Raw genomic sequence first — 25045 nt, 5'->3', positions numbered from 1 at the left:
ACGCGATGTTTCGGTTTTTACAGCCCCCCGCCAACGCAACACCATTGACGGATAAATCGGCGATCGACGTTCGATACCGCTACTGGCGTCGTCATATTTTACTGACCATTTGGCTGGGCTACGCGCTGTTCTATTTCACCCGCAAAAGCTTTAATGCGGCCGTCCCGGAAATTCTCGCCACCGGCGTGTTAACCCGCACCGACATTGGTCTGCTGGCCACGCTGTTTTACGTCACCTATGGGCTCTCCAAATTTGTCTCCGGCATCGTTAGCGACCGTACTAATGCCCGCTACTTTATGGGCGTCGGGCTCATCGCCACCGGGATAATCAATATCCTGTTTGGTTTTTCCACTTCGCTGTGGGCATTTACCACGCTGTGGGCACTCAATGCATTCTTCCAGGGCTGGGGTTCGCCGGTTTGCGCTCGCTTGCTAACTGCCTGGTACTCGCGTTCCGAGCGCGGCGGCTGGTGGGCGCTGTGGAACACTGCACATAACGTCGGCGGCGCGTTGATCCCGATGGTGATTGGCGCGGCGGCGCTGCATTACGGCTGGCGGGTGGGAATGATGATTGCCGGGGCGCTGGCGGTGTTAACCGGTCTGTTTCTCTGCTGGCGTCTGCGTGACCGACCGCAAACCGTGGGATTACCGCCGGTTGGAGACTGGCGGCACGACGAGTTACAAATCATTCAGCAACAAGAGGGCGTGGGGCTGACGCAGCGGCAAATCCTCTACAAGTACGTGTTGGCTAACCCGTACATCTGGTTGCTGTCGCTATGCTACGTGCTGGTCTATCTGGTGCGCGCGGCGATTAATGATTGGGGCAATCTGTATATGTCAGAAACTCTGCGCGTCGATTTGGTCACCGCTAACTCGGCGGTGACCATGTTCGAGCTGGGCGGGTTTATCGGCGCGCTGGTGGCAGGCTGGGGCTCCGATAAATTGTTTAACGGCAATCGAGGGCCAATGAACCTGATTTTCGCCGTCGGCATTTTACTGTCGGTCGGTTCGCTGTGGCTGATGCCGTTTGCCAGCTATGTGATGCAAGCAGCGTGCTTCTTCACCATTGGTTTTTTCGTGTTTGGTCCACAAATGCTGATCGGCATGGCAGCGGCAGAATGCTCGCATAAAGACGCAGCGGGCGCAGCAACCGGCTTTGTCGGGCTGTTTGCTTACCTGGGCGCCTCACTCTCCGGCTGGCCGCTGGCGCGGATTATGGATAGCTGGCACTGGAGCGGCTTTTTTGCGGTGATCGCGTTGGCGGCAGGTATTTCTGCACTTCTATTATTGCCCTTCCTTAACGCCCAGGCACCTCGCCCTCTCGCCACCGATGAAGAGTGATGAACTTCACTTTTTTGTCTCGAATGCCGCAGAACTAAGAAATATTCCCGGTTGCGCCTGGATACTGTCTCAGGCTCAATCACTGCTCGATTTTTACAATGCTGGCCATCACGCAGGTATAAAACAGGAGATACCGATGCTGGCCTTTCTTAATCAGGTGCGCAAGCCCACGCTAAACCTGTCGCTCGAAGAGCGGCGCAAAATGTGGTTCAAACCCTTTATGCAGTCCTACCTGGTGGTCTTTATTGGCTATCTGACCATGTATTTGATCCGCAAAAACTTTAATATCGCGCAGAACGACATGATCAGTACCTACGGCCTCAGCATGACGCAGTTAGGGATGATAGGCCTCGGCTTTTCAATCACCTACGGCGTTGGTAAAACGCTGGTTTCCTATTACGCAGACGGCAAAAACACCAAACAATTTCTGCCGTTTATGCTGATTCTCTCGGCTATCTGTATGCTTGGCTTCAGCGCCAGTATGGGAACCGGCTCGGTGAGTCTGTTTTTGATGATCGCCTTCTACGCCCTAAGCGGTTTTTTCCAGAGTACTGGCGGCTCATGCAGCTACTCCACCATTACTAAATGGACGCCGCGCCGTAAACGCGGTACCTGGCTCGGGGTGTGGAATATCTCCCACAATCTCGGCGGCGCAGGCGCGGCGGGTGTCGCGCTATTCGGCGCCAACTATCTGTTCAATGGTCATGTCATCGGCATGTTTATCTTCCCATCAATTATCGCGCTGCTGGTTGGTCTGATTGGCCTGCGTTTCGGCAGTGACTCGCCGGAATCCTACGGCCTTGGCAAAGCCGAGGAGTTGTTTGGCGAGGAGATCAGCGAAGAAGATAAAGAAGCCGAAGACAGCGCAATGACCAAATGGCAAATCTTTGTCGAGTATGTGCTGAAAAACAAAGTGATTTGGTTGCTGTGTTTCTCCAATGTTTTCCTGTATGTGGTGCGTATCGGTATCGATCAATGGTCAACGGTTTACGCGTTTCAGGAGCTAAAGCTCTCCAAAGAAGTAGCGATACAAGGATTTACGCTGTTTGAAGTCGGCGCGCTGGTCGGCACGCTGCTATGGGGCTGGCTGTCGGATCTGGCAAACGGGCGGCGGGCGCTGGTTGCCTGCATCGCGTTGGCGCTGATCATCGCGACACTCGGTATCTATCAGCACGCGAGTAATCAGTACGTCTATCTGGCATCGCTGTTCGCGTTGGGCTTCTTAGTGTTTGGCCCGCAGTTGTTAATCGGCGTCGCCGCCGTCGGTTTTGTCCCGAAAAAGGCTATCGGCGCGGCGGACGGTATTAAAGGTACCTTCGCTTATCTGATTGGCGACAGTTTCGCCAAACTGGGGCTGGGAATGATTGCCGACGGTACGCCGATATTTGGTCTCACCGGTTGGGCTGGAACCTTCGCCGCGCTGGATGCAGCGGCGATTGGCTGTATTTGTCTCATGGCGATGGTTGCGGTGCTAGAAGAGCGGAAAATTCGTCGGGAAAAACGTCTGCGGGAACTGACCCCAATCTGAATTCATTCAGGGTAATCTCGCCATTCACCGATAAGTTAACGCGTACCCGTTACGCGTTAACCTTTTGTTTTAAATTATAAATTTGACATATAGCAACTAATTGGCGTTTTCTTCCCCGTACCGTTTGCCTAAAAGTTGTACCGTCCCTATGATGGCCTGAACGGAGAGGTTCAGAACAACGGTAGTGGTCAGCCTTGGCGTACTACGCGGAAGGTACTGTGCATGTTCCCTGTGATGTCCGGCACCGTCGTCAGACGACAAAAATCATTCTGCTCAGGCAACTCGCTGGTACAAGCCCGCCACAGGCGACTAGGCTTGTACCGGCGAGTCAAAGGATGCCGCCCATGAGGGATGGACAGATGTCTTGTTCTGTACCTAGGGCAGTCGGCGTGATGATAATGCCCGGGAAAGCATCGTTTATTGACCTTGTCGCTCACTGCCGGGTAGATAAAGCGACTCCGGGTGCGCTGCTGTATCAAGACCAACACTATATAAATATATCGACGCAGCAAAGAAATCTGCTGCGTCAATTATTAACGAAAGCAACCAGAAATAATATAGGGAAATAAATCGATGGCTATACCAGTATATTTATGGCTTTACGAGGAAGAAGGGAAGTTATTAAAAGGTTCTGTAGATATAACCGGTCGTGAAGGCAGCATCGAGCTAACCGGAATGCAGCATGATTTATTTATCCCTACGGACGATGCAACAGGTGCAGCGACAGGAACGCGACAACATGAGGCGTATACCTTTGAAAAGCTGATAGATAGCTCATCACCGCTGCTGTACAAGGCACTCACAACAGGGAAAACGCTGGTTAAAGCGGTATGTAGTGGCACAGTAAATTTGGCCACCTGATTAAAGGTGATATTCTCACCACAACATAAAACAGGTGACTTAATGAACAAGAAAACTAAGCGTACTTTCACCCCTGAGTTCAGGCTGGAATGTGCACAGCTGATTGTTGATAAGGGCTACTCATATCGACAAGCCAGTGAAGCGATGAATGTCGGTTCTACCACCCTTGAGAGCTGGGTGCGCCAGCTCAGGCGAGAGCGGCAGGGGATTACGCCCTCTGCTACTCCCATTACTGCAGAACAGCAACGTATTCGCGAGCTGGAAAAGCAGGTTCGCCGCCTGGAGGAACAGAATACGATATTAAAAAAGGCTACCGCACTCTTGATGTCCGACTCACTGAACGGTTCACGATAGCCGCCAGACTGAGTGACAGCCACACGGTTGTCAGCCTTTGCTCCGCGCTGGAAATACACCGTAGCAGTTACCGGTACTGGCGAAAACGACGCGATACTGTCAATCCGGCGCGAGTCAGGTTGTACAGCGAAATACGCCGGGCGTGGAACCAGAGCCGGGGCTCAGCAGGCGCACGCACGCTGGCTGAAATGCTGGCTCAAAATGGCGTTCCGATGACCCGTTACCGTGCCGGGCGTCTGATGAAATACCTGAACCTGAGCAGTTGCCAGCCCGGAAAACATCAGTACAAAAATGCCCGTCAGGAGCATACCTGCCTGCCGAATCTGCTCGAGCGTCAGTTCGCTGTACCGGAGCCAGACCGGGTATGGTGTGGAGATATTACGTATATCTGGGCTGGAAATCGCTGGTGCTATCTGGCGGTTGTTATGGATCTTTTTGCCCGCAGGGTTATCGGCTGGAGTCTGTCAGCGAATGCCGATACCGCACTGATAAGAAGTGCTCTGCGGATGGCCTATGAGACGCGTGGTCAACCGCGTGATGTCATGTTCCATAGCGACCAGGGAAGCCAGTATACAGGCCTTAAATATCAGCAAGTTCTCTGGCGTTACAGGATAAAGCAAAGCGTCAGTCGTCGGGGGAACTGCTGGGATAATAGCCCCATGGAACGCTTCTTCCGTAGTCTGAAAACAGAATGGGTGCCGACGAATGGTTACGCAGGTAAGGATGAGGCCCGGCGACAAATCGGCAGTTATATCCAGAATTACTACAATAGCGTCAGACCTCATCATTACAACGGGGGGCTGACGCCGGAAGAATCAGAGAACCGATACCGTTCTTACTGTAAAACCGTGGCCAGTATTACTTGACCACTACACCAGCCAGAAATGGATGAATGATTATGGCGCGGCTGATATGCGTTATGGTGACCTGTCTGAAACACAGCTAAAAAAGGGGTTTTATCTTGCTGAGGTATCAGAGCGGGTAAACCCGTATACGCTGACCCGGCGCTCCTCGCTTGACCGGCCGCAATCACGTTTCTGCTGTAATCTGCGCGGCCCTGGCGAGACGTTAAGCCGCCAGCAGTGCGCGAACATTTTGTTTGATGAGTTTCGCGATAACGCTTTGCCGTTCGCGCTGTGGGGGCCATACAAGTATCTGATAAGGGAGATGATTGACCATATGCAGTATGGCAATGGTACGCCGTTTCGCAGTATGTTGCTGGACCAGGCGCTGAAGGAGCAAATCCTCGGGGATAAGGCAGATGATGCTTCGTTAAAGAAAATAAAGAAAGTCTTAAGAGATAATATTGACTGGCAGCATAACTATTTTCCCATCGTACAAAAAGAAGCATTTTACGAAGAACTAAAAAGCTGCAGGTTACCTAAATTTGACCGTTTACAGGATATGTTTAACGGCATGGGCATCACCGTACACGATACTTGGGCAACACAGATTACCTTACGCGCGCTAACCATTGAAAACGGACAGTATCGTGCGCAGTTGCACTATAAGGTACAGGATCATTTTGGGTTGGATAACCACGATATAATGAAAAAAACTTTTCACCAGTTTCGTTTCTTTCGCATCTGGTTTTTGCTACAACGCTATAATCAATTTGGATTTAAACCCTTTTTTACTAACATGGAAGCGGCTGTAAATATAACAGGAGATAAGGACGATAATGAAAATCGCTAAAAAGACGCTTTTTTATAGCTTATTTTTTGTCTCAGTAATATTTATTATCGTTTACGGATTAATCGTTTTACTCCGCCCGACTGAAATAATAACAGTGTACCAAAGTGATTCTTTCAGTAGGATTCTGGTCAAAAACCCACCATTAACCGATCGCGCCAAAATAGCGTGGTGGCAAAAAAACCAAGAGATATTGAAAAATCAATACCATGTCCCTCAACCAGAAGCGTCTTATGGTTCCTGGAACGTCAGTGTCTGGAACATTGGTAATGGATTTAAAGAACGTGAGGAAAGCACGTTTCTTGATTTTTTCCCAACCAGTCAGCGTTGTTTTGATGAAATAAAAGCGACAAAAAATTGTATTAATTATGATCGGGTGATTACTATTGTTAAAACGGTAAATGGCATCACGCGCTTTTCAATAAAAAATCGAAACTATACTCAACTCACTAATGGTGAAATAGTCCGTAGAAAGGATGATTAGCCCATCGTCGCGCTTACCGCACCCATCACTATTTTGTTGCCGCCCATTTCCGCGTATTCTGAGAAAAAATTACCACGGGCGTTTGAGATGAAAGATTACGCGCCGCTGCTGGCGGACCTAACCACACAACTCACGGCAAAAGAGAAAAAACCGCTCTACCAACGCTTCGCCTCGGTCATCAAAGCCGGGATACGCAGCGGCATGCTACAACAGGACGATATCCTGCCCGGCGAACGTGAATTCAGCCAGGCGCTGAATATTTCCCGCATTACGGTACGTAAGGCGCTGGATACGCTGGAAAAAGAAGGGGTAGTCTACCGGTCACGCGGCTACGGCACCCAAATTTGTAATCCGCTTGAGTATTCGCTGAAAGAACCAAAAGGCCTGTCGCAACAGGCGGTGCTGAAAGGGAAAACGCCCAATACCGTGTGGATCAATAAAAGTGTGGTTGCCTGTAGCGCAGATATTGCCACGCTATTGCGTCTGGAGCCCGGCAGCGAGGTCTTTTTGTTAAAGCGCATCCGCTACGTTGATGAGCAGGCGGTATCGATTGAAGAATCGTATGTTCCCGCCACGCTGATTGATAGCGCGGAAGATATTGGTATCTCGTTGTATGACTATTTCCGCGCACGCGGTATTCGACCGATCAGAACGCAAAGCCGCGTTAGCGCCCGGATGCCGGACGCGGAAATTCAGGCTCATATCGCCCTGTCGGCCAATATTCCAATCCTGGTGATTAAACAATTGGCGCTGGACGAGCGGGACAGCGCCATTGAATACAGTATTAGCTACTGCCGCAGCGATATGTACGTGTTTATTGCCGAATAGTCTGCTGTTGCCAGTAGTGGCGTAACGTCACACGATCCGGCGCGCAATCACCACCGCGATGCGCCACCACAAAAGAGGCGACCGCATTGCCCAGCGCAACCGCCTCACTCAACGGCAGCCCGGAAGCTAAGCCCGCCAGCACACCGCCAGCATGGCTATCGCCAGCGCCAATGGTATCAACCACTTCGGTGGGCAGCGCGGGCACCCAGCCCTGCTCCTGTGCGCAAAAATAACCGGCACCATCGCTATCCAACCGCACAATCAACGGCGAAGCGAAACGCCGCTGCCACGCATCACACAGCGCTTGCCAGCTAAACTCACCCTCGCCCATCAGTTTCTCTTGCCATACCAGGCTGGCTTCTTGCCGGTTCAGCGTCACCAGCGGCTGCAACGCCATGAGCCGGGCAAAACGCGCCTCTGGAATATCCGCCAGGCGCGGCCCAAAATCAATAAACAGTCGCTGCGTGTCTCGCTGCGCTTCCAGCCATGCCAGCAGCACTTCGCCACTGGCAGAGGTTAGCTGATAGCCAGACACATATATCCAACCGCCGGGTTTCAACGCCAGACGTTGTAGCATGGCGCTATCCCACTGGTTCTCTACCCCGCTGACAGAAAGGAAAGTACGTTCGCCATCCGGCTCGACCAACGCCAAACACCAACCGTTATCGCCTTTGTCGGTTTCTACCGCGCTGTGCAGCCCATAGGCCGCCATTTGATGACGAATAATATCCGCCCACGTTCCCAAGCCAAGCGGCAACGCATTCAGTGCCGGGATGCCAAGCCGGTGCAACGCAATCGCGACATTAAGGGCGCAGCCGCCGACATTAACGCCTTGCTGATGCAGCTCAATATCGCTACCGCGATGCGGTAAAGAGTACGCATCGGCAATCACATCCACCACCGCGGCGCCTACCACGCACACCGGATAACGCCCGGTCAACGCATGCAGTACCTCAACGTTGAGCATAGGCCGCCTCGCGCTGCTGACGGAAACGCAAAAACGCCTGGCTGTAGCGGGTAAAATCCAGTTGATTAACGTCATCAAGCTGCACTTTTAGCGCCGGATCGATACCATCAATGCCATGCAGCGCGCCGCAAATCGCCACCGCCATTGCGCCAATGGTATCGGTATCGCCACCGAGATTGGCGCACAGAATCGCGCAACGGTTCGGATCGGTGCCGGAGAGTTCCACCATCGCCAGCGCGGCAGGTACCGATTCAATGGTGCTCGTTCCGGTGCCTACCAACTGATAGACACGCTCCATCGCCTCTTCTACACCATTGGCCTGTGCCACAACCTGCAACGCCAGCTCAATTCGCGCCGCCATTGAGGCGCTGAAAGTGGTGATTTTGCGTTCCTGCGCCGCGCGGGCGATGGCTGGTAACTGGTCACGAATTACCGGCCACGCGACACCTTCGACCGCCAGTGAAACCGCCCAGGCAATGGCAGTGGCGCCAGCAATGGCAACATCGGCTTTGTGCGTTGGGCTGGAGGCCACTTCAACCTCATCGATAAAATCCGCCAGCTTACCGGGCGGCAACAAACAGCCGAGCGGAGACACCCGCATCGCCGCGCCATTGGTTAAGCCGTTATTCTCCAGTTCCGCGATCGGCGTACCGTTCTTGAGCGCGTTCAACGCAATTTTGGAGGTTGGCCCCAACACGTTTTTATTAAACGCATCAAACGCTTCCGCCCAATGCAAAATGTTACGACCAACCACCTCCGCCTCAACGTTCCCCTCACACTGGATAATCGCATCGGCCAGCGCCAGCGCCATTGAGGTATCATCGGTAAATTCCGCCGTATTAAAGTAGCAGGCGGCGTTATTCTCTTTTGGCCCCGGCAAAAAACGGTCTATCCAACCAAAATGCGCTTTCACGCGCGTGCGCGGCCACAGTTCCGAGGGCATCCCCATCGCATCGCCCAACGCCTGGCCGTAAAAGGCGCCCAGAATCCGCTTCTCTTTACTTATTGACATAATGATTCCTTAATGACTATTTTTCCGCGCTAACCGGCACGTCCAGCGGCGCCAGGTCATCGCTTTTACTTCGTGCGTCACGAAACAGCGCGATAAAGACAAGGGTAATGACCACAATCATCACGCTGCCAAACATCCACATCCCCGCCCAGTGGAATGTCAGACCATTGCGCGGCGGGTTGTAAGCAAACATCTCTTCCATTAAGTAGCCGCCAAGACGGTAGCCGAGCAGGCTGCCAATCCCCTGGCAAGCGAGAGTAATCAACCCTTGTGCCGCGTTACGCATTGCCACCGGCGCTTTTTTATCCACATAAATGTAGGCGGTAACAAAATAGAAGTCATAACTGACGCCATGCAGCAGAATGCCCATAAACAGCAAACCGTAGGTCAGGATGTTTTGGTCGCCGCCAAAGGCGAAGAAAATGTAGCGTAACGCCGCGGTGACGAGGCCCAGTAACAGCACTTTGCCAATACCGAAACGTTTGATGAAGAACGGCAGCGCCAGCAAAAAGAAGATTTCAGAGACCTGCCCCAGCGTCATCCAGCCGGTCGCGTGCTGTAGCCCCACTTCGCTGAGGAAACCTTCGGCAAAAATGTAATAGAACGCCAACGGCATACTGAACAGGAAAGAGCAGACAAAAAACACCAGGAAGCTGCGATCTTTCAACAAGTGCAGCGCGTCCAGCCCCAGCACGACCCGCAGGCTAAATTTACCGGTACTTTTCGGCTCGGTCGCTGGCAGCGTCAGCGCATAAACGCCAAGTAATAATGACCCGGCGGCAGTGACCAACAGGGGAATATTACTGGCGGAAATGTCCCCCATACCGAGCAGTGGCGGAACAAACCCGCAGGCGATACCGGACGCAATCCAGCCCAATGTGCCCATTACGCGTATACGCGGAAAGTCCCGCTCCACGTCGTTGACGTGCGAGAAGGCGATACTGTTGGTCAGCGCAATGGTTGGCATGTAGGTCAACGAATAGAGCAACAGTAGCGGGAAGAAGGTGCTGAAGTGCGTCTGCTGCGCGGCGAAAAACATCAGCAACGCGCCGGCAATCATTAACACTGACAAGACTTTTTGCGCCTGGAAAAACCGGTCGGTAAGCGAACCGACCAGGATCGGCGACAGGATGGCGGCAATAGAGGTACAGGCATAGCACCAGGCGATTTCAATCGGCGTAAAGCCGTTGCCATGCAGCCAGGCCCAGAGCGGCACAAACCATGCGCCCCAGATAAACCACTCAACAAACATCATGAACGAAAGCTTTGGTATTTTTGTTTTCATTGTCCTGCTCCCCGGTGTTGGCTAAGCAACCAATAGTACCTTTAGATAATACCTTTGCAATACCATTAGTTTGTTTTTTGAACCGCGTCGCGATTTTGAAATTTTTTCATTAGCGGGCAGGCGAAAAAAAGCCAGGCAATGCCTGGCTTCAGAAGAGGTTGAGATGAGTGTTCTTGCCGCCATCCGCAAAGCGGCGCGGCGGCCGAAACGTTGAAAAGCCAGGAAGCCTCCTGAAACGTGCCCGCCGCGTTCCTCTTATTGCAGCAACGAAATATCCGCCACCTGCAAAAACAACTCACGCAGTTTTGCCAACAACGTCAAACGGTTAATACGCACCGCTTGATCATCCGCATTGACCATCACTTTCTCAAAGAAGTTATCTACCGCTTCACGCAGTTGCGCCAGCTCGATCAGCGCCTCCTGATAACGCCCTTCGGCGAAATAGGGCTGTAGCTTACTGGTCAGTGCGGTGACGAAGGTTGCCAACTGGATCTCTTCGTTTTCTTTCAGCAATGATGCCTGCACACTGTCGCCCAATGTTTCGGTCGACTTCGCCAGGATATTGGACACGCGCTTATTCGCCGCAGCCAACGTGGCAGCTTCATCCAGCGTACGGAAATGGGATACCGCCTTCATACGGGCATTAAAATCCGCCGGACGCGTTGGACGACGCGCCAGCACCGCCTGAATGGTATCAACGCTGTGGCCCTCTTCCTGATACCAGCTACGGAAACGGCCCAACATAAAGTCGATAACCTCATCCACCACCGCGCGATTGGTCAGTTTGCTACCGTACAGACGCACCGCTTCCTCAGTCAGGGTTTGCAGATCGAGCGCCAGGTTCTTCTCAACAATAATGCGTAGCACGCCCAGCGCCGCACGGCGTAGCGCAAACGGATCTTTATCGCCTTTCGGATGTTGCCCGATACCGAAAATACCGGCCAGCGTATCCATTTTATCGGCAATCGCCAGCGCACAGGCAACCGGATTAGAAGGCAGCTCGTCGCCAGCGAAACGCGGCTGATACTGCTCATTCAATGCTACCGCCACATCCTCCGCCTCGCCATCGTGACGCGCGTAATGCATCCCCATCACACCTTGAGTGTCGGTAAACTCAAACACCATATTGGTCATCAGGTCACACTTGGAAAGCAGGCCCGCGCGAGTGGCGTGATTCACATCGGCACCAATCTGCGCGGCAATCCAGCCCGCCAGCGCCTGAATGCGATCGGTTTTATCGCGTAACGTACCCAGTTGCTGTTGGAACAACACGGTTTCCAGACGCGGCAGGTTATCTTCCAGACGTTTTTTACGGTCGGTATTAAAGAAGAACTCCGCATCCGCCAAACGCGGGCGCACCACTTTCTCGTTACCGGAAATGATCTGCTGCGGGTCTTTTGATTCGATGTTGGCAACAAAAATGAAGTTCGGCAACAGCTTGCCGTTCGCATCATAAACCGGGAAGTATTTCTGATCGCCCTTCATGGTGTAGACCAGCGCTTCCGCCGGAACCGCGAGGAACTTCTCTTCAAATTTCGCCGTCAACACCACCGGCCATTCCACCAGCGAGGCGACTTCTTCCAGCAAGCTGTCGCTCAGATCGGCATTACCGCCAATTTCACGCGCGGCCGCTTCGGCATCGGCTTTAATTTTGGCTTTACGTTGAGCGTAATCCGCCATTACTTTACCGCGCTCCAGCAAAATCTGCGGATACTGGTCGGCGTGGTTGATAGTGAACGCAGGCTCACCCATAAACCGATGGCCGCGGATCACGCGAGCGGATGAAACACCCAGAATGGTGGCGGGAATTAACTCATCGCCCAGCAGCAGCGTGACGGTGTGAACCGGACGCACAAACTGCACCTCGGAATCGCCCCAACGCATCAATTTTGGAATCGGCAACTTCGCCAGTGAAGCGCTCACCATCGCCGGCAGCAGCGTTTGCACGCTCTCGCCTTTCACTTCGGCGCGATACACCAGCCATTCGCCTTTGTCGGTTTTCAGGCGATCCGCCTGCCCGACGGTGATCCCGCAGCCACGCGCCCAGCCTTCGGCGGCTTTAGTCGCTTTGCCTTCGGCGTCAAACGCAGCGGCGATGGCCGGGCCGCGCTTTTCAACCGTGCGATCTGGCTGTGCGGCCGCGAGGTTCGCCACTTTCAGCGCCAGACGACGCGGCGCGGCAAACCAGTTCACCGCACCGTGCGCCACATCGGCGGCATCCAGCTCGGCGGTAAACTGCGCGGCAAAAGATTCGGCAAGGCTACGCAGCGCCTTCGGCGGCAGCTCTTCGGTGCCGATTTCCACCAGAAAAGTTTTTTCAGTCATGGCTGCCTCTTATTTCTTGTTATTGCACATCGGGAAGCCCAGCGCCTCGCGAGACGCATAGTAAGCTTCAGCCACGGCTTTGGTCAGGGTGCGGATGCGCAAAATATAGCGCTGGCGTTCGGTTACCGAAATTGCCTTACGCGCATCCAGCAAGTTAAAGCTGTGCGCCGCTTTTAGAATGCGCTCATAAGCCGGTAACGGCAGCGGTTTTTCCAGCGCCAGCAGGCTCTGTGCCTCTTTCTCATACTGCTCAAAACAGGTAAACAGAAAATCGACATCGGCATATTCGAAGTTATAGGTAGATTGCTCAACTTCGTTTTGGTGGAACACATCGCCGTAAGTGGTTTTACCCAACGGACCATCGCTCCACACCAGATCGTACACGCTGTCCACGCCCTGGATATACATCGCCAGACGCTCCAGACCGTAGGTGATTTCACCGGTAACCGGCTTACACTCCAGGCCGCCAACCTGCTGGAAGTAGGTAAACTGCGTCACTTCCATGCCGTTTAACCACACTTCCCAGCCCAGCCCCCAGGCGCCCAGCGTTGGGTTTTCCCAGTTATCTTCTACGAAGCGAATGTCGTGGATCGTCGGATCCATCCCCAGCTCTTTCAGCGAACCGAGATACAACTCCTGGATATTGTCCGGCGAAGGTTTGATGATCACCTGGAATTGGTAATAGTGCTGTAAGCGGTTCGGGTTTTCACCGTAACGCCCGTCGGTTGGACGGCGTGAGGGCTGAACATACGCCGCCGCGATCGGTTCTGGCCCGAGCGCACGCAGGCACGTCATCGGGTGAGAGGTACCGGCGCCGACTTCCATGTCCAACGGTTGAACAATGGTGCAGCCCTGGCGCGCCCAGTAATCCTGCAAGGTCAGGATCAGGCCCTGAAAGGTCTTGGTATCAAACTTTTGCATGTTGAATTCGCACGCGATACGAGTGGATTAAAAAAGTGTGCGCCAGTATACCCTTTGACCGCCGGATAGTCAGCCTGAGTTACAAACCCGACGGAACCTTTGTAGAAAATTCAGCGAGATGTTGGTGAAGGGTTTAGGTTTTGGCGCGCGCAACCGGTCAGCCAAATCTGATTCCGCCGTGGCGAGGTTGTTGAAACAGAAGCGGGCGGCTACGCTCATAACGCATTGATGCGAAAGCAACATGAGGATGACATGACGCAAAAGATTGGCTGGATTGATAATTTACGCGCGGTAGCCTGCCTGATGGTGATTATGATCCACACCACCACGTGGTATGTCACTAATAGCCCGAAGATTACCGAATCGCACTGGGACATCGCCAATCTCCTCAACTCCGCGTCACGCGTCTGCGTTCCACTGTTTTTTATGATTTCCGGCTACCTGTTTTTTGGCGAACGCAGCGCGCAGCGTCGCCATTTCCTGCGCATTATTCTCTGTCTGTTGTTCTACAGCGCCGTGGCGCTGGCCTATATCACCTGGCTAACCCCGATCAGTGAAGGTTTATCAATCAAACACTTATTACAAAAGCCGGTGTTTTATCATCTCTGGTTTTTCTTCGCCATTATCGTGATTTATTTGTTTTCGCCGTTGATTCAGGTGAAAGAGGCGAAAGCGGGCTATGTGGCTTTGGTGGTGCTGGTGCTGGCGGTGCTCGCTAATCCCAATACCGCCGATCAATCGCTCGGGCCCTTTCACTGGTTGCCGGTGAACCTTTACGTCAGCGGCAATACCATTTATTACCTGCTCTACGCTCTGCTGGGGCGCGCCATCGGCATGATGGAAACGGCACGGCGTGGGGTGAATGGGTTGGCGGGCGGGCTGTTTATTGGCTGCGTGATTGGGATTTCAATTGGCACTAAACGAGAGCTGCATATTAACGGCGCGTTTTCCGACCTCTGGTATCTCTACTGCGGCCCCTTGGTGTTTATTGCCGCCATCAGTCTGATGGTACTGTTTAAAAATTGCCTGAATCAACGCCCCTTACCAGGTTTGGCGACCATTTCACGCTACTCCTTACCGATTTACGGCTTCCATGCGCTGTTTATTCACTACCTGCGTACCCATCACCTCGATCACACCGCGCATCCATTAGTGGATATTCCGTTGGTGTTTGCGATAACCCTTGGCGGTAGTTTGTTGCTGGCGATGGGCTTACAGCGGTTGGATACGCACCGGCTGGTCAGTTAAACCAGACTGGCGCGGAGAAGGCCAAAAACGGCACGCTACCTTCTCCGACGGACGAGTAATTATTCCATTAACGGCAGCAACTGCTGATACAGACGCTCAAAGGTTTCCCGCTGCTGCCGATAGGCCTGGTGACGTTGCGCATCAGGTTGGTGGCGTTGCTCTAACGGTAGCGCTGGCAACATTTCCGCCAACGGCGTTTGCGGGTTTAATGCTAACAGTGCCAGCCGCGCCGCGCCGAGCGCAGGCCCAACATCGCCACCGGTGCAGTAATCCAGCGTTTGCCCGCTAATATCGGCCAGCATCTGGCGCCAGTAAGCGCTACGCGCGCCACCGCCGATTAACATAATCGATTCGGGCTTCACGCCGCTGGCATGAACCGCATCCATGCCTTGCGCCAGCGCGAAACCGACGCCTTCCAGTACCGCGCGCGCCAGTTCCGCACGACCATGCTGGTGGGTAAGGCCAAAGAAGACGCCTTTCGCTTCCGGATTATTATGTGGGGTACGTTCGCCGGAGAGATAAGGCAAAAACCAAATCGGCGGGACATCGTTTTTTGCCCGCTCGGCTTCCGCCAGTAATGCAGGAACATCCTGGCAACCGGTTAGCTGCGCCGCCCAGTCAAGGCAGGAGGCCGCGCTTAATACCACCGACATTAAATGCCAGCGGTTGGGCAACGCGTGGCAAAAACTATGTACCGCACTTTCCACATTACTTAAAAAGCCGTCGCTGACCACGAAGTAAACCCCGGAAGTACCCAGCGATAACATGCCTTGCCCGGCATCGACAATGCCGACGCCCACCGCGCCCGCCGCATTGTCGCCGCCACCGGCAATTACCGGAACTTCCGGCATGCCCCAGCGTCGCGCCACATCCTGTTGCAAGTTGCCAGTAATTTGATTGCCTTCGTATAAAGCGGGCATCTGCCGCTGCGAAAGGCCGCAGGCCGCCAGCAATTCGTCATTCCAGGCGCGTTTTTTCACATCCAGCCACAGGGTACCCGCCGCATCTGACATGTCGCTGGCGAACTCGCCGGTAATGCGCCAACGCAGATAATCTTTCGGTAGCAACACTTTTTCGACGCGGGAAAAGACCTCGGGTTCATGCTGCTTCACCCACAGCAATTTCGGCGCGGTGAAGCCTGGCATCATCAGGTTGCCGGTAATGCGTCGTGAATCGGGCACTAACGCTTCCAGCTCACGGCACTGCGCCGCGCTGCGGCCATCGTTCCATAAAATGGCCGGGCGCAGTACCCGATTTTGGCTATCTAACAATGTGGCGCCGTGCATTTGCCCGCTCAGCCCCAGCGCACGCACCTGACTGAGATCCTGCTCTTCCGCCAGCGCGCGCATCGCTTCATCGGTGGCTTGCCACCAACTTTCCGGGTCTTGTTCGCTCCACAACGGTTTCGGGCGGGAGACGCGCAGCTTAACGGTTTTGCTGGCCAGCGTCTGGCCATGCTCATCCAGCAGTACCACTTTGACGCCGGAGGTACCCAAATCGATCCCGATTACCATGTTGTTTCTCCCGTAGCTTAACGATTACGCAATGATAGAGAGGGCGAATTGGGCATTGGCCCACTCGCCGGGTTAATGTCTGTTTCCAGCTTATCCTGTAATGCATGGAAAGTTTATGACCGATAGCGCGGAATGAGAGGCGACGAAGAAATTGTTAGTTGACCGGCGGCGTTTGGCAATTCGCATTTTATTTCAGCATGATGCTATACTTTTCGCCTCTTCAGGGAGGGAAGATCGTCGTCTCCGGTGAGGCGGCCGGATTTCAAATCCGGTTGGGGCCGCCAGCGGTCCCGGGCAGGTTCGACTCCTGTGATCTTCCGCCAAACATCTTTCATGACCATCCGGGAACGTCTAAAAAATCCTTTATTTTCAAATCACATGTCGAGATTACTGTTCGAGGTTGTCCGACAAAGTCTCCCTGAATCACCTGACGCCGGAAGAATACCGGCTGATGACTGAAAAACCGGACCTCTCAAAAAGTATGTGGAACTAAAACGGGTGTCTTTACAAATACTTTAGCTTGCCACTGATACTGGCTGTCGGCTATCGCGTTCCCTCGCGGCAAGCAATTCCGTCAGTGGGCAACTCAGACGCTACCAGAATACCTGATCAAAGGTTTTGTGATGGGCGATGAGCGGCTGAAAAATCCGCCCGTGGGTTCATCGACGGTGCCTGACTATTTCGATGAGATGCTGGAACACATCTGCGAAAGCCGCTCTGGCGGCCTCGTTACCTCAGGCGCTTAAGCCTGGTTATCGGCGTAACGGCGCAGGAAATGGTTATTGTTCATTTGCTCTTCTAACAACAAATAAGCCGCGCCATACAACGCACTATGGGCTTCAGACACCGAAAGAACAATCTGCAGATTTTGCGTGGCGAGCGGTAAACAACGCTGATAAACCAACTCCCGAATACCGGATAACAGAAACTCACCGCAGCGGGCAAGAGTGCCACCCACCACAATCAGGCTCGGATTGAGGATACTGACCACATCGGAGGTCACCTCACCAATGGTTTGGCCTGCTTTCCGGATATGCATAATCGCTTCCGGCACCCTGTTTTCCATCAGTTTCACCACGTCGTAGGCGTTTTCAGCCGGATAGCCGCAACTCGCCAAATCGCGACCGATGGCCCAACCCGCCGCGCGAGCCTCAACACAGCCAAACTTGCCGCAGCGGCATAATGGCGCGGGTTCGGTATTAAACTGGATATGCCCAATATCGCCAGCCACGCCTCTGGCGCCGCGGAAAATCTTGCCGCCAGTGATAATTCCGCTACCGATACCGGTGCCCACTTTAATGAAGAACATATCGGCAACTTGCGGGTAATTGTGGCGATGTTCGTAGATAGTCATCAAATTCACATCGTTTTCTACGTACACCGGCGCGTTGAATCGGTTTTCCAGGTAACCGGAAATATCAAACCGCTCCCAGCCGGGCAAGATCGATGGGCCGACCACCCAACCGCACGCGCTATCGACCGGCGTTGGCAGGCTGAGGCTAATGCCGGCCAGCACTGCCTGTTGAAACGGCAACTGCGCGATCAAAGCGTTGAAACGCTCCGCAATCAAATCCAGCGTGGATTGCGGATCCTGCTTATCCCGGAACGCGACGGTTTCCTGGACCAGGATAGCGGGCTGCAAATCCATCGCGGCCAGATGGATATGCGATTCACCGATATTTGCCGTTAACAGAAAACCCGCCGCATAATTCAGACCCAATACCCGGGTAGGGCGCCCGCCGCTCGGCATGGTTTCTTCCGTCTCTCTGACTAATCCCGCGGATAACAACGCGTTCAGGCGTTGCGTCACCGTCATGCGGGATAAACCGGATGCGCTTAGGATGGCGGCTCTTGAGGTAGCAGTCTTATTGGCGATAAGGCTAAATATCTCGCCAGAACTGATCAGTGATTCCTTATCGATATGACTCGCCGCCTTTTTTTGCAATTGCCTTCTCCCGCGTGATCTCTGATTGATGGATAAAACGCTACGATTCCCGGCGCGTTATGGCAGCTTATCTCAATAACCTAAAGCTCGACACCCTGCCAAATGCCCTCCCGCCGCTTAAATCCCGCGCCAAAGCAGTCGCCTGCCCGAAAGCGATTTATCTCTGGCATAACCGGGGCGCGAGGGGTGCGTCAGTAAGCCGTAGTTTGATTGCGATCTCACTTATGAATAAAATTATACATATACAAATTGACTTATATCAATAGTTGGCATTATCTGAATGGACAAAAGATAGACAACCAAGGGTAGCGCCGGTTATGACCAGTTTGTTTATTATTGGCCTTGATTATGGTTCGGAGTCCGCCCGGGGCGTACTGATCGACACGGTGACCGGCGAGCAGGTGGACAGTTGTACCCATACTTATCGACACGGCATTATGACCGATAGTCTGCCAACCGGTCGCCCGCTTCCTGCTGGCTGGGCGCTGCAGGATGCGGCGGACTACCTCGAAGCCGCGCAGATTATCCTCGAAAAACTGGGTAATAACCGCCATATCGCCTCGATCGGCGTTGGCTTTACCGCCAGCTCTCCGCTCCCGGCCAGCGCAGATGGTCAGGCACTCTCCACACATCATCCTGATGAACCGCATGCTTACGTAAAGCTCTGGAAACACAGTGCGCCTCAAGCCTATGTGGATGAGATCAATCGGCGCGGCGATCACTTTCTGGATAATTTCGGTGGCAAAGTATCGGGTGAATGGTTACTGGCTAAAGCGGCGCAGCTCGCCGATGAAGCGCCCCATATCTGGGCGCAGGCCGACCGTTTTATTGAGGCGGGTGACTGGCTGGTCTGGCAACTGACGCAACGGGAAGTACGCAGCCTGGATTTTGCCGCTTATAAAGCGCAATACACCGGGCAAACCGGTTATCCGCATCATCTGGTGGATGGTTTGGAGCAACGCCTTACGACGCCTTATCCGGTCGGAACCGCAGCGGGTACGCTGTCGAACGCGTGGCGGCAGCGCACCGGCATTCTCGGTAACGCCACGGTGGCAGTGGCGGTCATTGATTCACATGTCGTCTTGCCTGCGGTGGGTACCATGGTTCCGCACACGTTGGTTGCCGCATTAGGCACCTCAGCCGCCTACCTGTTTCTTGATGATACTGCCCAACCCTTACCGACCGGTATCGAAGGCATGGCCAACGGCGCCGCGCTCCCCGATGTTTGGTGCTATGAGGCCGGACAAGCCGGATTCGGCGATATTCTCGCATGGTTTGTCAGAACCTTTCCGCGCAGCGACGACATGGCCGAAAGTTTTCGGCTGTATAACAGCAGCGCCGCCGCGCTGGCCCCGGCGCAAACCCGGCTACTGGCGCTTGACTGGTGGAGCGGCAATCGAGTGCCTTTTGCGGATGCTCACCTCAGTGGCCTGTTAGTTGGGCTTACGCTTACCAGCACCTCAACGGATATTTACCGCGCGCTACTGGAAGCGCTGTGCTTTGGCGCGCGCGCGATTCTGGATTATCTACAGGCTGGCGGAGTGTCAGTACAGCATATTCTGCTGACCAGCGGGTTATCGCAGCGTAATCCGCTATTGATGCAAATGATGGCGGATGTGCTCGGCCATGCGATCAAGGTTCCGAACATTCAAAACCCGACCGCTGTCGGCGCCGCCATTCATGGTGCTGTTGCAGCAGGGATCGTGGCGGATTTTGCGACCGGCTCCCGGCGCTTCGGCGCGCGTGACTTTGAATGCTATCAGCCACGAGACGCCAATACCCAGGCTTATCAGCCGGTGTATCAACAATACCGCGAGCTGATGGCCGATAACGCGATTCGCCGGACGATGCACCACCTGGCCGACAACCTGCGCCGTCCGCAGTAAACCGACACTAACGCCGCACCGCGCGTGCCGATGCATAACAGAACCAACAGAAATGGCAGTCACGCATTTCTGCAAAATGAACCATTGCAAGCTGGAGAAGATTATGTGGAAAAATAGTAACCGGCCACTCTGCGCCGCATCGTTTTCGATCGCGCTGACGCTTGCCACCATGACCGCTTCTGCTCAGGCGCAGGATACCAAGTATCTGATCGGGGTGATTGAACAGCAACTGTCCAATCCATTTTTTGCCCGTCTACAACAGGCCGCCGTTGATGAGGCGAAAAAGAACGGGCTGGGCACCATCACCGCTGCTTCGAGCGCCGCGGGCGACTCTGATACACAGATCGCGGCAGTGGAAAATATGATTAACCGGGGCGTTAAAGGCATTGTTATTGACCCGGCCAACCCGTTTGCGTTGCGTAATGTCATTAAAAAAGCGCGTGACGCCGGGATCGTCGTGATTACCACCAATACCTCGCTAGAACCGGCAACCACAGCCAACGCCTCTTATGAAACCGATAATTTAGCCGCCGGCGAGCTGGTGGGTAAATGGGCGAAGGCCCGGCTCGGCGCTACTGGCGCCAAAGTGGCGTTGCTGGATTACGATTTATCCGACAAAACCTCCAAAGCCCGTCACGATGGTTTTCTGAAAGGGTTTGGCCTCAGCGAGCACTCACCGGAAATCGTCGGCACCGCCTTAACCCAGGCCAACGTCGAAACCGGCCAATCTTCCATGGAAAATCTTCTGGCGGCGCATTCGGATATTAATGTGGTGTATACCATCAACGAGCCAACGGCCCAGGGCGCGTATCTTTCGATTAAAAGAGCGCGCAAAGATATTGTGCTGACCTCTATTGATGGCAGTTGCTCTGGCGTACACAGCGTGGCGGATGGCGCTATCGGGGCGACCGTTATGCAATTCCCCGACCGGATGGGCAAAATGGCGGTGGAGGCCATTATTACGGCGGTTAATGGCGGTGCTAAGCCACACGGCGTGAATAATTCCGGGACGGTGCTGATTACCGACCATCCGGTGAAGGGGCTTGCCTCCAAAGATTCGGCGTGGGGCCTGAAGAATTGCTGGGGAGAGTAATAATGAGTCTCTTTGATCGGAGTGAAAAAGAGCCCCGGCCAAAAGCGCTGACCGGTACTTCAGACGAATCCCGCCCGACTGGCGCCAGGGCCTACTTGCGCACCATGATGGCGTTGTGGCTGTCTTATCCGATCGTTGGACCGTTGCTGGCTCTTCTCGTGATTATTATTGTGTTTTCAACCACTACCGCCACCTTTCTCAACGCCGGTAACTTGTCGCTGATACTGCAACAATCGGTGGTGGTGGGCACATTGGCGCTGGGGCAAACGCTCATTGTGCTGGTTTCCGGTATTGATTTGGCGAATGCCGCCATCATGGTGCTCGGGACGGTGGTGACCGGCAGCCTCGCCACCACCGTTGATCCGTGGATAGCGTTAATCTGCGGCATGTTGGTGTGTATCGTGGCCGCTGCGATTAATGGCGTGGTCGTCACCACCTTCCGTCTACCGCCTTTTATTGCAACCCTAGGGATGTTCACTATCTTAACGGCTGTCGCACGGCTCTACGCTCACTCGCGCAGCTTCCCGGTAACGTCCGATTTACTGGCTTTGATGGGCTCAGGCCCGGCGTGGATGCCCGCCAGCCTGACCTATGGCAGCCTGCTATGGATTGCTCTGACATTGGTTCTGATGTATGTGCTGAACAAAACGGCCTGGGGCGTGCATGTGTATGCGATAGGTAACTCGCCCTCGGCGGCGCGTCTGAACGGCATCAGCGTCAGAAAAATCGTGTTTAGCGTGTATGCGTTGGCCGGTATTTTCTATGCCTTTGCCGGCTGGCAGGCATTGGGTCGTACGCCTATCGCCGATCCAAGCGGCTATCCACTGGCCAATCTTGAGAGCATCACCGCGGTGGTCATCGGGGGCACCAGTTTATTTGGCGGACGCGGCAGCGTGATGGGGACATTTATCGGCGCCTTGATTGTGACCGTACTCAAAAATGGCCTTACTCAGGCCGGTATCGATTCGCTCTATCAACAGGTGGCAACCGGCTTTTTGGTGATCTTCACCGTCGGTATCGATCAATATCTGCACCGAGGACAACGGACATGACCGATACAACTTCCTCTATTGTCATGCGCGCGAGCGGGCTGGTTAAACGTTACGGTCACGTCGTGGCGCTGAATGGCGCGGATTTCGAGTTGGCGCAAGGAGAAATTCTGGCGGTGGTTGGGGATAACGGCGCGGGAAAATCAAGCCTGATTAAAGCGCTGACCGGCGCGCTGATCCCCGATGAGGGGCATATCTACCTGAATGATCGTGAAGTGAATTTCAATAACCCACTTAGCTCACGGCTTTCCGGTATTGAAACGGTGTACCAGGAGCTGGCGGTCGCCACGCAACTCAACATCACACAAAACCTGTTTCTTGGCCGGGAACTCCGCAAACCGGGCCTCCGCGGCGCGCTGCTTCGTCAGTTAGATAAAAAAGGGATGCGGCAGCAGGCGGAAGATCATATGCGCAACTTGGGTATTCGCATTCAATCGATAGATCAAAAAGTGGAAACCTTGTCCGGTGGCCAGCGGCAAGCCGTTGCCGTAGCGCGTGCGGCGGCATGGGGAAAACGGGTCGTCATTCTCGACGAACCGACGGCGGCGCTTGGCGTGCGTGAAACAAATCAGGTGCTTGATCTGATTACCCGTATCCGCGATCGGGGGCTATCGGTGGTATTGATAAGCCATAGCATGCCGAATGTGTTTCAGATTGCCGATCGTATTCATATCCATCGTTTGGGACGTCGGGCCTCTGTCGTCAGCCCTGCAACCACCTCAATGAGCGATGTTGTCGCCATCATGACCGGCGCACTGGCGGCGGATGCGGTTTCGTCTGCTCTTATCATCCCGGAAGCCGCCGCGCTTCCTGAACGTAGTTAGTTAATTTTGGAGAAAACTTGTTATGTCAATCATGGACAAATTTTCAATGCGTGGAAAGGTATCGGTTATTACGGGTGGCAACCGTGGCATTGGGCGCGCCATCGCCCTTGGATTAGCCGAGGCGGGCTCTGCCGTTGCGATTGCCGCACGGGATGAGGCAAAAAGCGCCGCGACGCTGGAAGAGTTACACCGCATTGGGGTTAAGGCGATTTCGGTACCGACCGATGTGGCGAATCGCAACGATGTGGAAGCGATGCTGGCGAAAGTCACGCAGGAACTCGGCCCGGTGGATGTGCTGGTCAATAATGCCGGCATTGGTTTTCATGCCGATGCGCTAACGTTAGAAGACGAAGAGTGGCAACGATTATTTTCCATTAACCTTGATGCGGTATGGAAAGCCAGCCAGATTGTCGGCAGGCAAATGGCGCAACGCGGAAGCGGTTCGATTATTAATATCGGTTCAATCTCCGGTTTTATCGTCAACCGTCCACAATGGCATTCGCCTTATGGCATCTCCAAAGCGGCGGTTCACCATTTAACCCGTTCGCTGGCAGCGGAATGGGCAAAAAGCGGTATCCGTGTTAATGCCATCGCGCCAGGGTACGTTAAAACCGAGATCGCCAGCGAGGAGTATGAAGATTATCGGCATTATTGGCGGGACGAAGTGCCGATGCAACGTTATGCCTCGCCGGATGAAATCGCCCCGATTGCGTTGCTATTAGCCAGCGATGCCTCCTCCTTTGTCACCGGCTCAGTGTTTACCGTTGATGGCGGCTACACGCTCTGGTAACCGCACCAACGGGGATTCCACTCTGTTTTAAGGCGAGTCGAAACTCGCCTTTTCCCTGCAACACGCGGCTTAAACAGCGGTTTGCCGTAGCCAGATCCAGCGACAGGCAATTTACGGGAGTAGCAATAGCTTGCCGCTGGTTTTCCGGCTCTCAAGATCGGTATGGGCGCGCGCCGCGTCCGCCAGCGCATACTCTCCCCCAATTTTAAGACTTAACTGACCTGCGGTTATCCAGTCAAACAACTGTTTGGTGCGCGCGCGTAGCAACTCAGGGGTACGAACGTGATGATTGAAGGTGGCATAGCCAATTTTGATGCTTTTCGGCAGACTCATTATTTCTATGGCTCCCGGGCTACCCAGCACCGGGCCATACCAACAGAAGGTTCCACAGACACGCAGCGCATCCAGGGAGCCCTGAAAGGTTTTCGGCCCTGAACCATCGTAAACCACATGTACACCTTCGCCACCGGAAAGGCGAATCGCCTCGGCGGCGAATGCGCCCTCGGTATCGACAATCACTTGTTCGGCTCCCGCCTCTTTGGCAAAAGCGACTTTGTTGGCGCTAGAAACGCGCCCAATCACCCGGCCTCCGCGCAGCTTAATGATTTGTGTTAACAATAATCCCACTCCGCCCGCTGCCGCATGGACCAGGGCAATATCGCCGGGCTGAACCGGATAAAAGTCGGTAGCAAAGTGGCTCGCGGTTAATCCTTGCATCATAACCGCCGCCGCGGTTCGATAATCGATCTCATCCGGCAGCGGAACCAGCGCGGCGGCGGGTACCACCACCTGTTGGGCGTAACTCCCCGGCGCATATACCCAGGCAACGCGCTGACCAGGCGTTATATCCGTGACCCCGGCGCCCACGCTTAACACCTGACCGGCGCCCTCAACGCCCAACGTTTTCGGTAGCGGCATCTCCTGCCAAAGCGAGCCTTGCCGGACGCCAATATCCATAAAGTTCACACCAGCCGCATGTACTTGCACTAGCACCTGTCCTGCCGCAGGCTCCGGGTTTGGCCGATCAACATATTCCATCACTGCCGGGCCACCGACACGTTCCATCACTATCGCTTTCATGGTTAACCTCGCATTATTG

General features: G+C 54.1%; 19 protein-coding genes, 1 tRNA gene and 3 pseudogenes. 15 read left to right on the top strand and 8 right to left on the bottom strand.

The window, feature by feature from the left end; translation table 11 throughout:
* Window positions 1-5 precede the first annotated feature (5 nt).
* The 7 genes and pseudogenes from PMPD1_RS00455 (at window position 6) to PMPD1_RS00425 (ending at window position 7087) form a co-directional block, all read left to right on the top strand.
* A complete protein-coding gene (locus PMPD1_RS00455) occupies window positions 6-1340 on the top strand; it encodes an MFS transporter (protein WP_173632204.1) in 1335 nt (444 codons plus the stop codon).
* A 136-nt stretch (window positions 1341-1476) separates the two neighbouring features.
* A complete protein-coding gene (gene uhpT / locus PMPD1_RS00450) occupies window positions 1477-2868 on the top strand; it encodes a hexose-6-phosphate:phosphate antiporter UhpT (RefSeq protein ID WP_173632203.1) in 1392 nt (463 codons plus the stop codon).
* A gap of 573 nt (window positions 2869-3441) precedes the next feature.
* A pseudogene (gene tssD / locus PMPD1_RS00445) lies at window positions 3442-3696 on the top strand (type VI secretion system tube protein TssD); the annotation flags it as partial.
* Between the two features lie 39 nt (window positions 3697-3735).
* A protein-coding gene (locus tag PMPD1_RS00440) for an IS3 family transposase (RefSeq protein WP_173632181.1) occupies window positions 3736-4949 on the top strand; the annotation gives its coding sequence in 2 pieces (ribosomal slippage) (window positions 3736-4030 and window positions 4030-4949; 1215 coding nt in all).
* Between the two features lie 16 nt (window positions 4950-4965).
* A pseudogene (locus PMPD1_RS00435) lies at window positions 4966-5778 on the top strand (YPO3983 family protein); the annotation flags it as partial.
* Complete coding sequence (locus PMPD1_RS00430; RefSeq protein WP_173632201.1) at window positions 5765-6259, top strand: DUF943 family protein; 495 nt, start codon at window positions 5765-5767, stop codon at window positions 6257-6259. The pseudogene PMPD1_RS00435 and the gene PMPD1_RS00430, both read left to right, overlap by 14 nt.
* Window positions 6260-6346: 87 nt before the next feature.
* A complete protein-coding gene (locus tag PMPD1_RS00425) occupies window positions 6347-7087 on the top strand; it encodes a GntR family transcriptional regulator (RefSeq protein WP_173632200.1) in 741 nt (246 codons plus the stop codon).
* Here the strand turns inward: PMPD1_RS00425 and PMPD1_RS00420 are convergent.
* From PMPD1_RS00420 to glyQ, 5 genes are all read right to left on the bottom strand, one after another.
* Window positions 7074-8054 carry a PfkB family carbohydrate kinase gene (locus PMPD1_RS00420; protein ID WP_173632199.1) on the bottom strand — a complete coding sequence of 327 codons (981 nt, stop codon included), beginning with the start codon at window positions 8052-8054 and terminating at the stop codon, window positions 7074-7076. The two genes, PMPD1_RS00425 and PMPD1_RS00420, sit on opposite strands and share 14 nt — an antisense overlap.
* Entirely contained in the window at window positions 8041-9066 is a 1026-nt protein-coding gene (locus PMPD1_RS00415) for an ADP-ribosylglycohydrolase family protein (RefSeq protein ID WP_173632198.1), read from the bottom strand. Before PMPD1_RS00415 ends, PMPD1_RS00420 begins: the two co-directional genes overlap by 14 nt.
* Window positions 9067-9082: 16 nt before the next feature.
* Window positions 9083-10351 carry a nucleoside permease gene (locus tag PMPD1_RS00410; RefSeq protein WP_173632197.1) on the bottom strand — a complete coding sequence of 423 codons (1269 nt, stop codon included), beginning with the start codon at window positions 10349-10351 and terminating at the stop codon, window positions 9083-9085.
* A gap of 255 nt (window positions 10352-10606) precedes the next feature.
* Window positions 10607-12676 carry a glycine--tRNA ligase subunit beta gene (gene glyS, locus PMPD1_RS00405; RefSeq protein ID WP_173632196.1) on the bottom strand — a complete coding sequence of 690 codons (2070 nt, stop codon included), beginning with the start codon at window positions 12674-12676 and terminating at the stop codon, window positions 10607-10609.
* Window positions 12677-12685: 9 nt separating this feature from the next.
* On the bottom strand, window positions 12686-13597 hold the full coding sequence (gene glyQ, locus PMPD1_RS00400; RefSeq protein WP_173632195.1) for a glycine--tRNA ligase subunit alpha: 912 nt from the start codon (window positions 13595-13597) through the stop codon (window positions 12686-12688).
* A gap of 252 nt (window positions 13598-13849) precedes the next feature.
* Between glyQ and PMPD1_RS00395 the strand changes: the two genes are divergently transcribed.
* On the top strand, window positions 13850-14845 hold the full coding sequence (locus PMPD1_RS00395) for an acyltransferase (protein ID WP_173632194.1): 996 nt from the start codon (window positions 13850-13852) through the stop codon (window positions 14843-14845).
* Between the two features lie 59 nt (window positions 14846-14904).
* On the opposite strand, the gene xylB is transcribed toward PMPD1_RS00395, so the two are convergent.
* Entirely contained in the window at window positions 14905-16359 is a 1455-nt protein-coding gene (xylB, locus tag PMPD1_RS00390) for a xylulokinase (protein ID WP_173632193.1), read from the bottom strand.
* A gap of 228 nt (window positions 16360-16587) precedes the next feature.
* Between xylB and PMPD1_RS00385 the strand changes: the two genes are divergently transcribed.
* Window positions 16588-16682, top strand: a tRNA-Sec gene (locus PMPD1_RS00385).
* Window positions 16683-16870: 188 nt separating this feature from the next.
* Window positions 16871-17078: pseudogene (gene rhuM / locus PMPD1_RS00380) on the top strand (RhuM family protein); the annotation flags it as partial.
* 23 nt (window positions 17079-17101) lie between these two features.
* On the opposite strand, the gene PMPD1_RS00375 reads toward rhuM, so the two are convergent.
* Entirely contained in the window at window positions 17102-18304 is a 1203-nt protein-coding gene (locus PMPD1_RS00375) for an ROK family transcriptional regulator (RefSeq protein ID WP_173632192.1), read from the bottom strand.
* A 317-nt stretch (window positions 18305-18621) separates the two neighbouring features.
* On the opposite strand from PMPD1_RS00375, the gene PMPD1_RS00370 reads away from it, so the two are divergent.
* From PMPD1_RS00370 to PMPD1_RS00350, 5 genes are all read left to right on the top strand, one after another.
* Window positions 18622-20190 (top strand): FGGY-family carbohydrate kinase, encoded by a 1569-nt coding sequence (locus tag PMPD1_RS00370; protein ID WP_173632191.1) that lies wholly within the window; start codon window positions 18622-18624, stop codon window positions 20188-20190.
* Window positions 20191-20293: 103 nt separating this feature from the next.
* Window positions 20294-21283: a substrate-binding domain-containing protein gene (locus tag PMPD1_RS00365; protein WP_173632190.1), complete on the top strand. Its 990-nt coding sequence runs from the start codon at window positions 20294-20296 to the stop codon at window positions 21281-21283.
* Window positions 21284-21285: 2 nt separating this feature from the next.
* Window positions 21286-22335 (top strand): ABC transporter permease, encoded by a 1050-nt coding sequence (locus PMPD1_RS00360; RefSeq protein WP_354292729.1) that lies wholly within the window; start codon window positions 21286-21288, stop codon window positions 22333-22335.
* Window positions 22332-23156, top strand: coding sequence for an ATP-binding cassette domain-containing protein (locus PMPD1_RS00355; protein WP_173632189.1), 825 nt, complete (start codon window positions 22332-22334; stop codon window positions 23154-23156). Before PMPD1_RS00360 ends, PMPD1_RS00355 begins: the two co-directional genes overlap by 4 nt.
* Before the next feature lie 46 nt (window positions 23157-23202).
* Entirely contained in the window at window positions 23203-23946 is a 744-nt protein-coding gene (locus PMPD1_RS00350; protein ID WP_354292728.1) for an SDR family NAD(P)-dependent oxidoreductase, read from the top strand.
* Window positions 23947-24057: 111 nt separating this feature from the next.
* Here the strand turns inward: PMPD1_RS00350 and PMPD1_RS00345 are convergent, their stop codons facing one another.
* Window positions 24058-25026 carry a quinone oxidoreductase family protein gene (locus PMPD1_RS00345; RefSeq protein ID WP_173632187.1) on the bottom strand — a complete coding sequence of 323 codons (969 nt, stop codon included), beginning with the start codon at window positions 25024-25026 and terminating at the stop codon, window positions 24058-24060.
* Between the last annotated feature and the right edge of the window lie 19 nt (window positions 25027-25045).

Source organism: Paramixta manurensis (assembly GCF_013285385.1).
Taxonomy (GTDB): Bacteria; Pseudomonadota; Gammaproteobacteria; order Enterobacterales; family Enterobacteriaceae; genus Paramixta; species Paramixta manurensis.
Note: the sequence above shows the minus strand (reverse complement) of the source record. Positions and strands in the feature narration are given on the sequence as shown.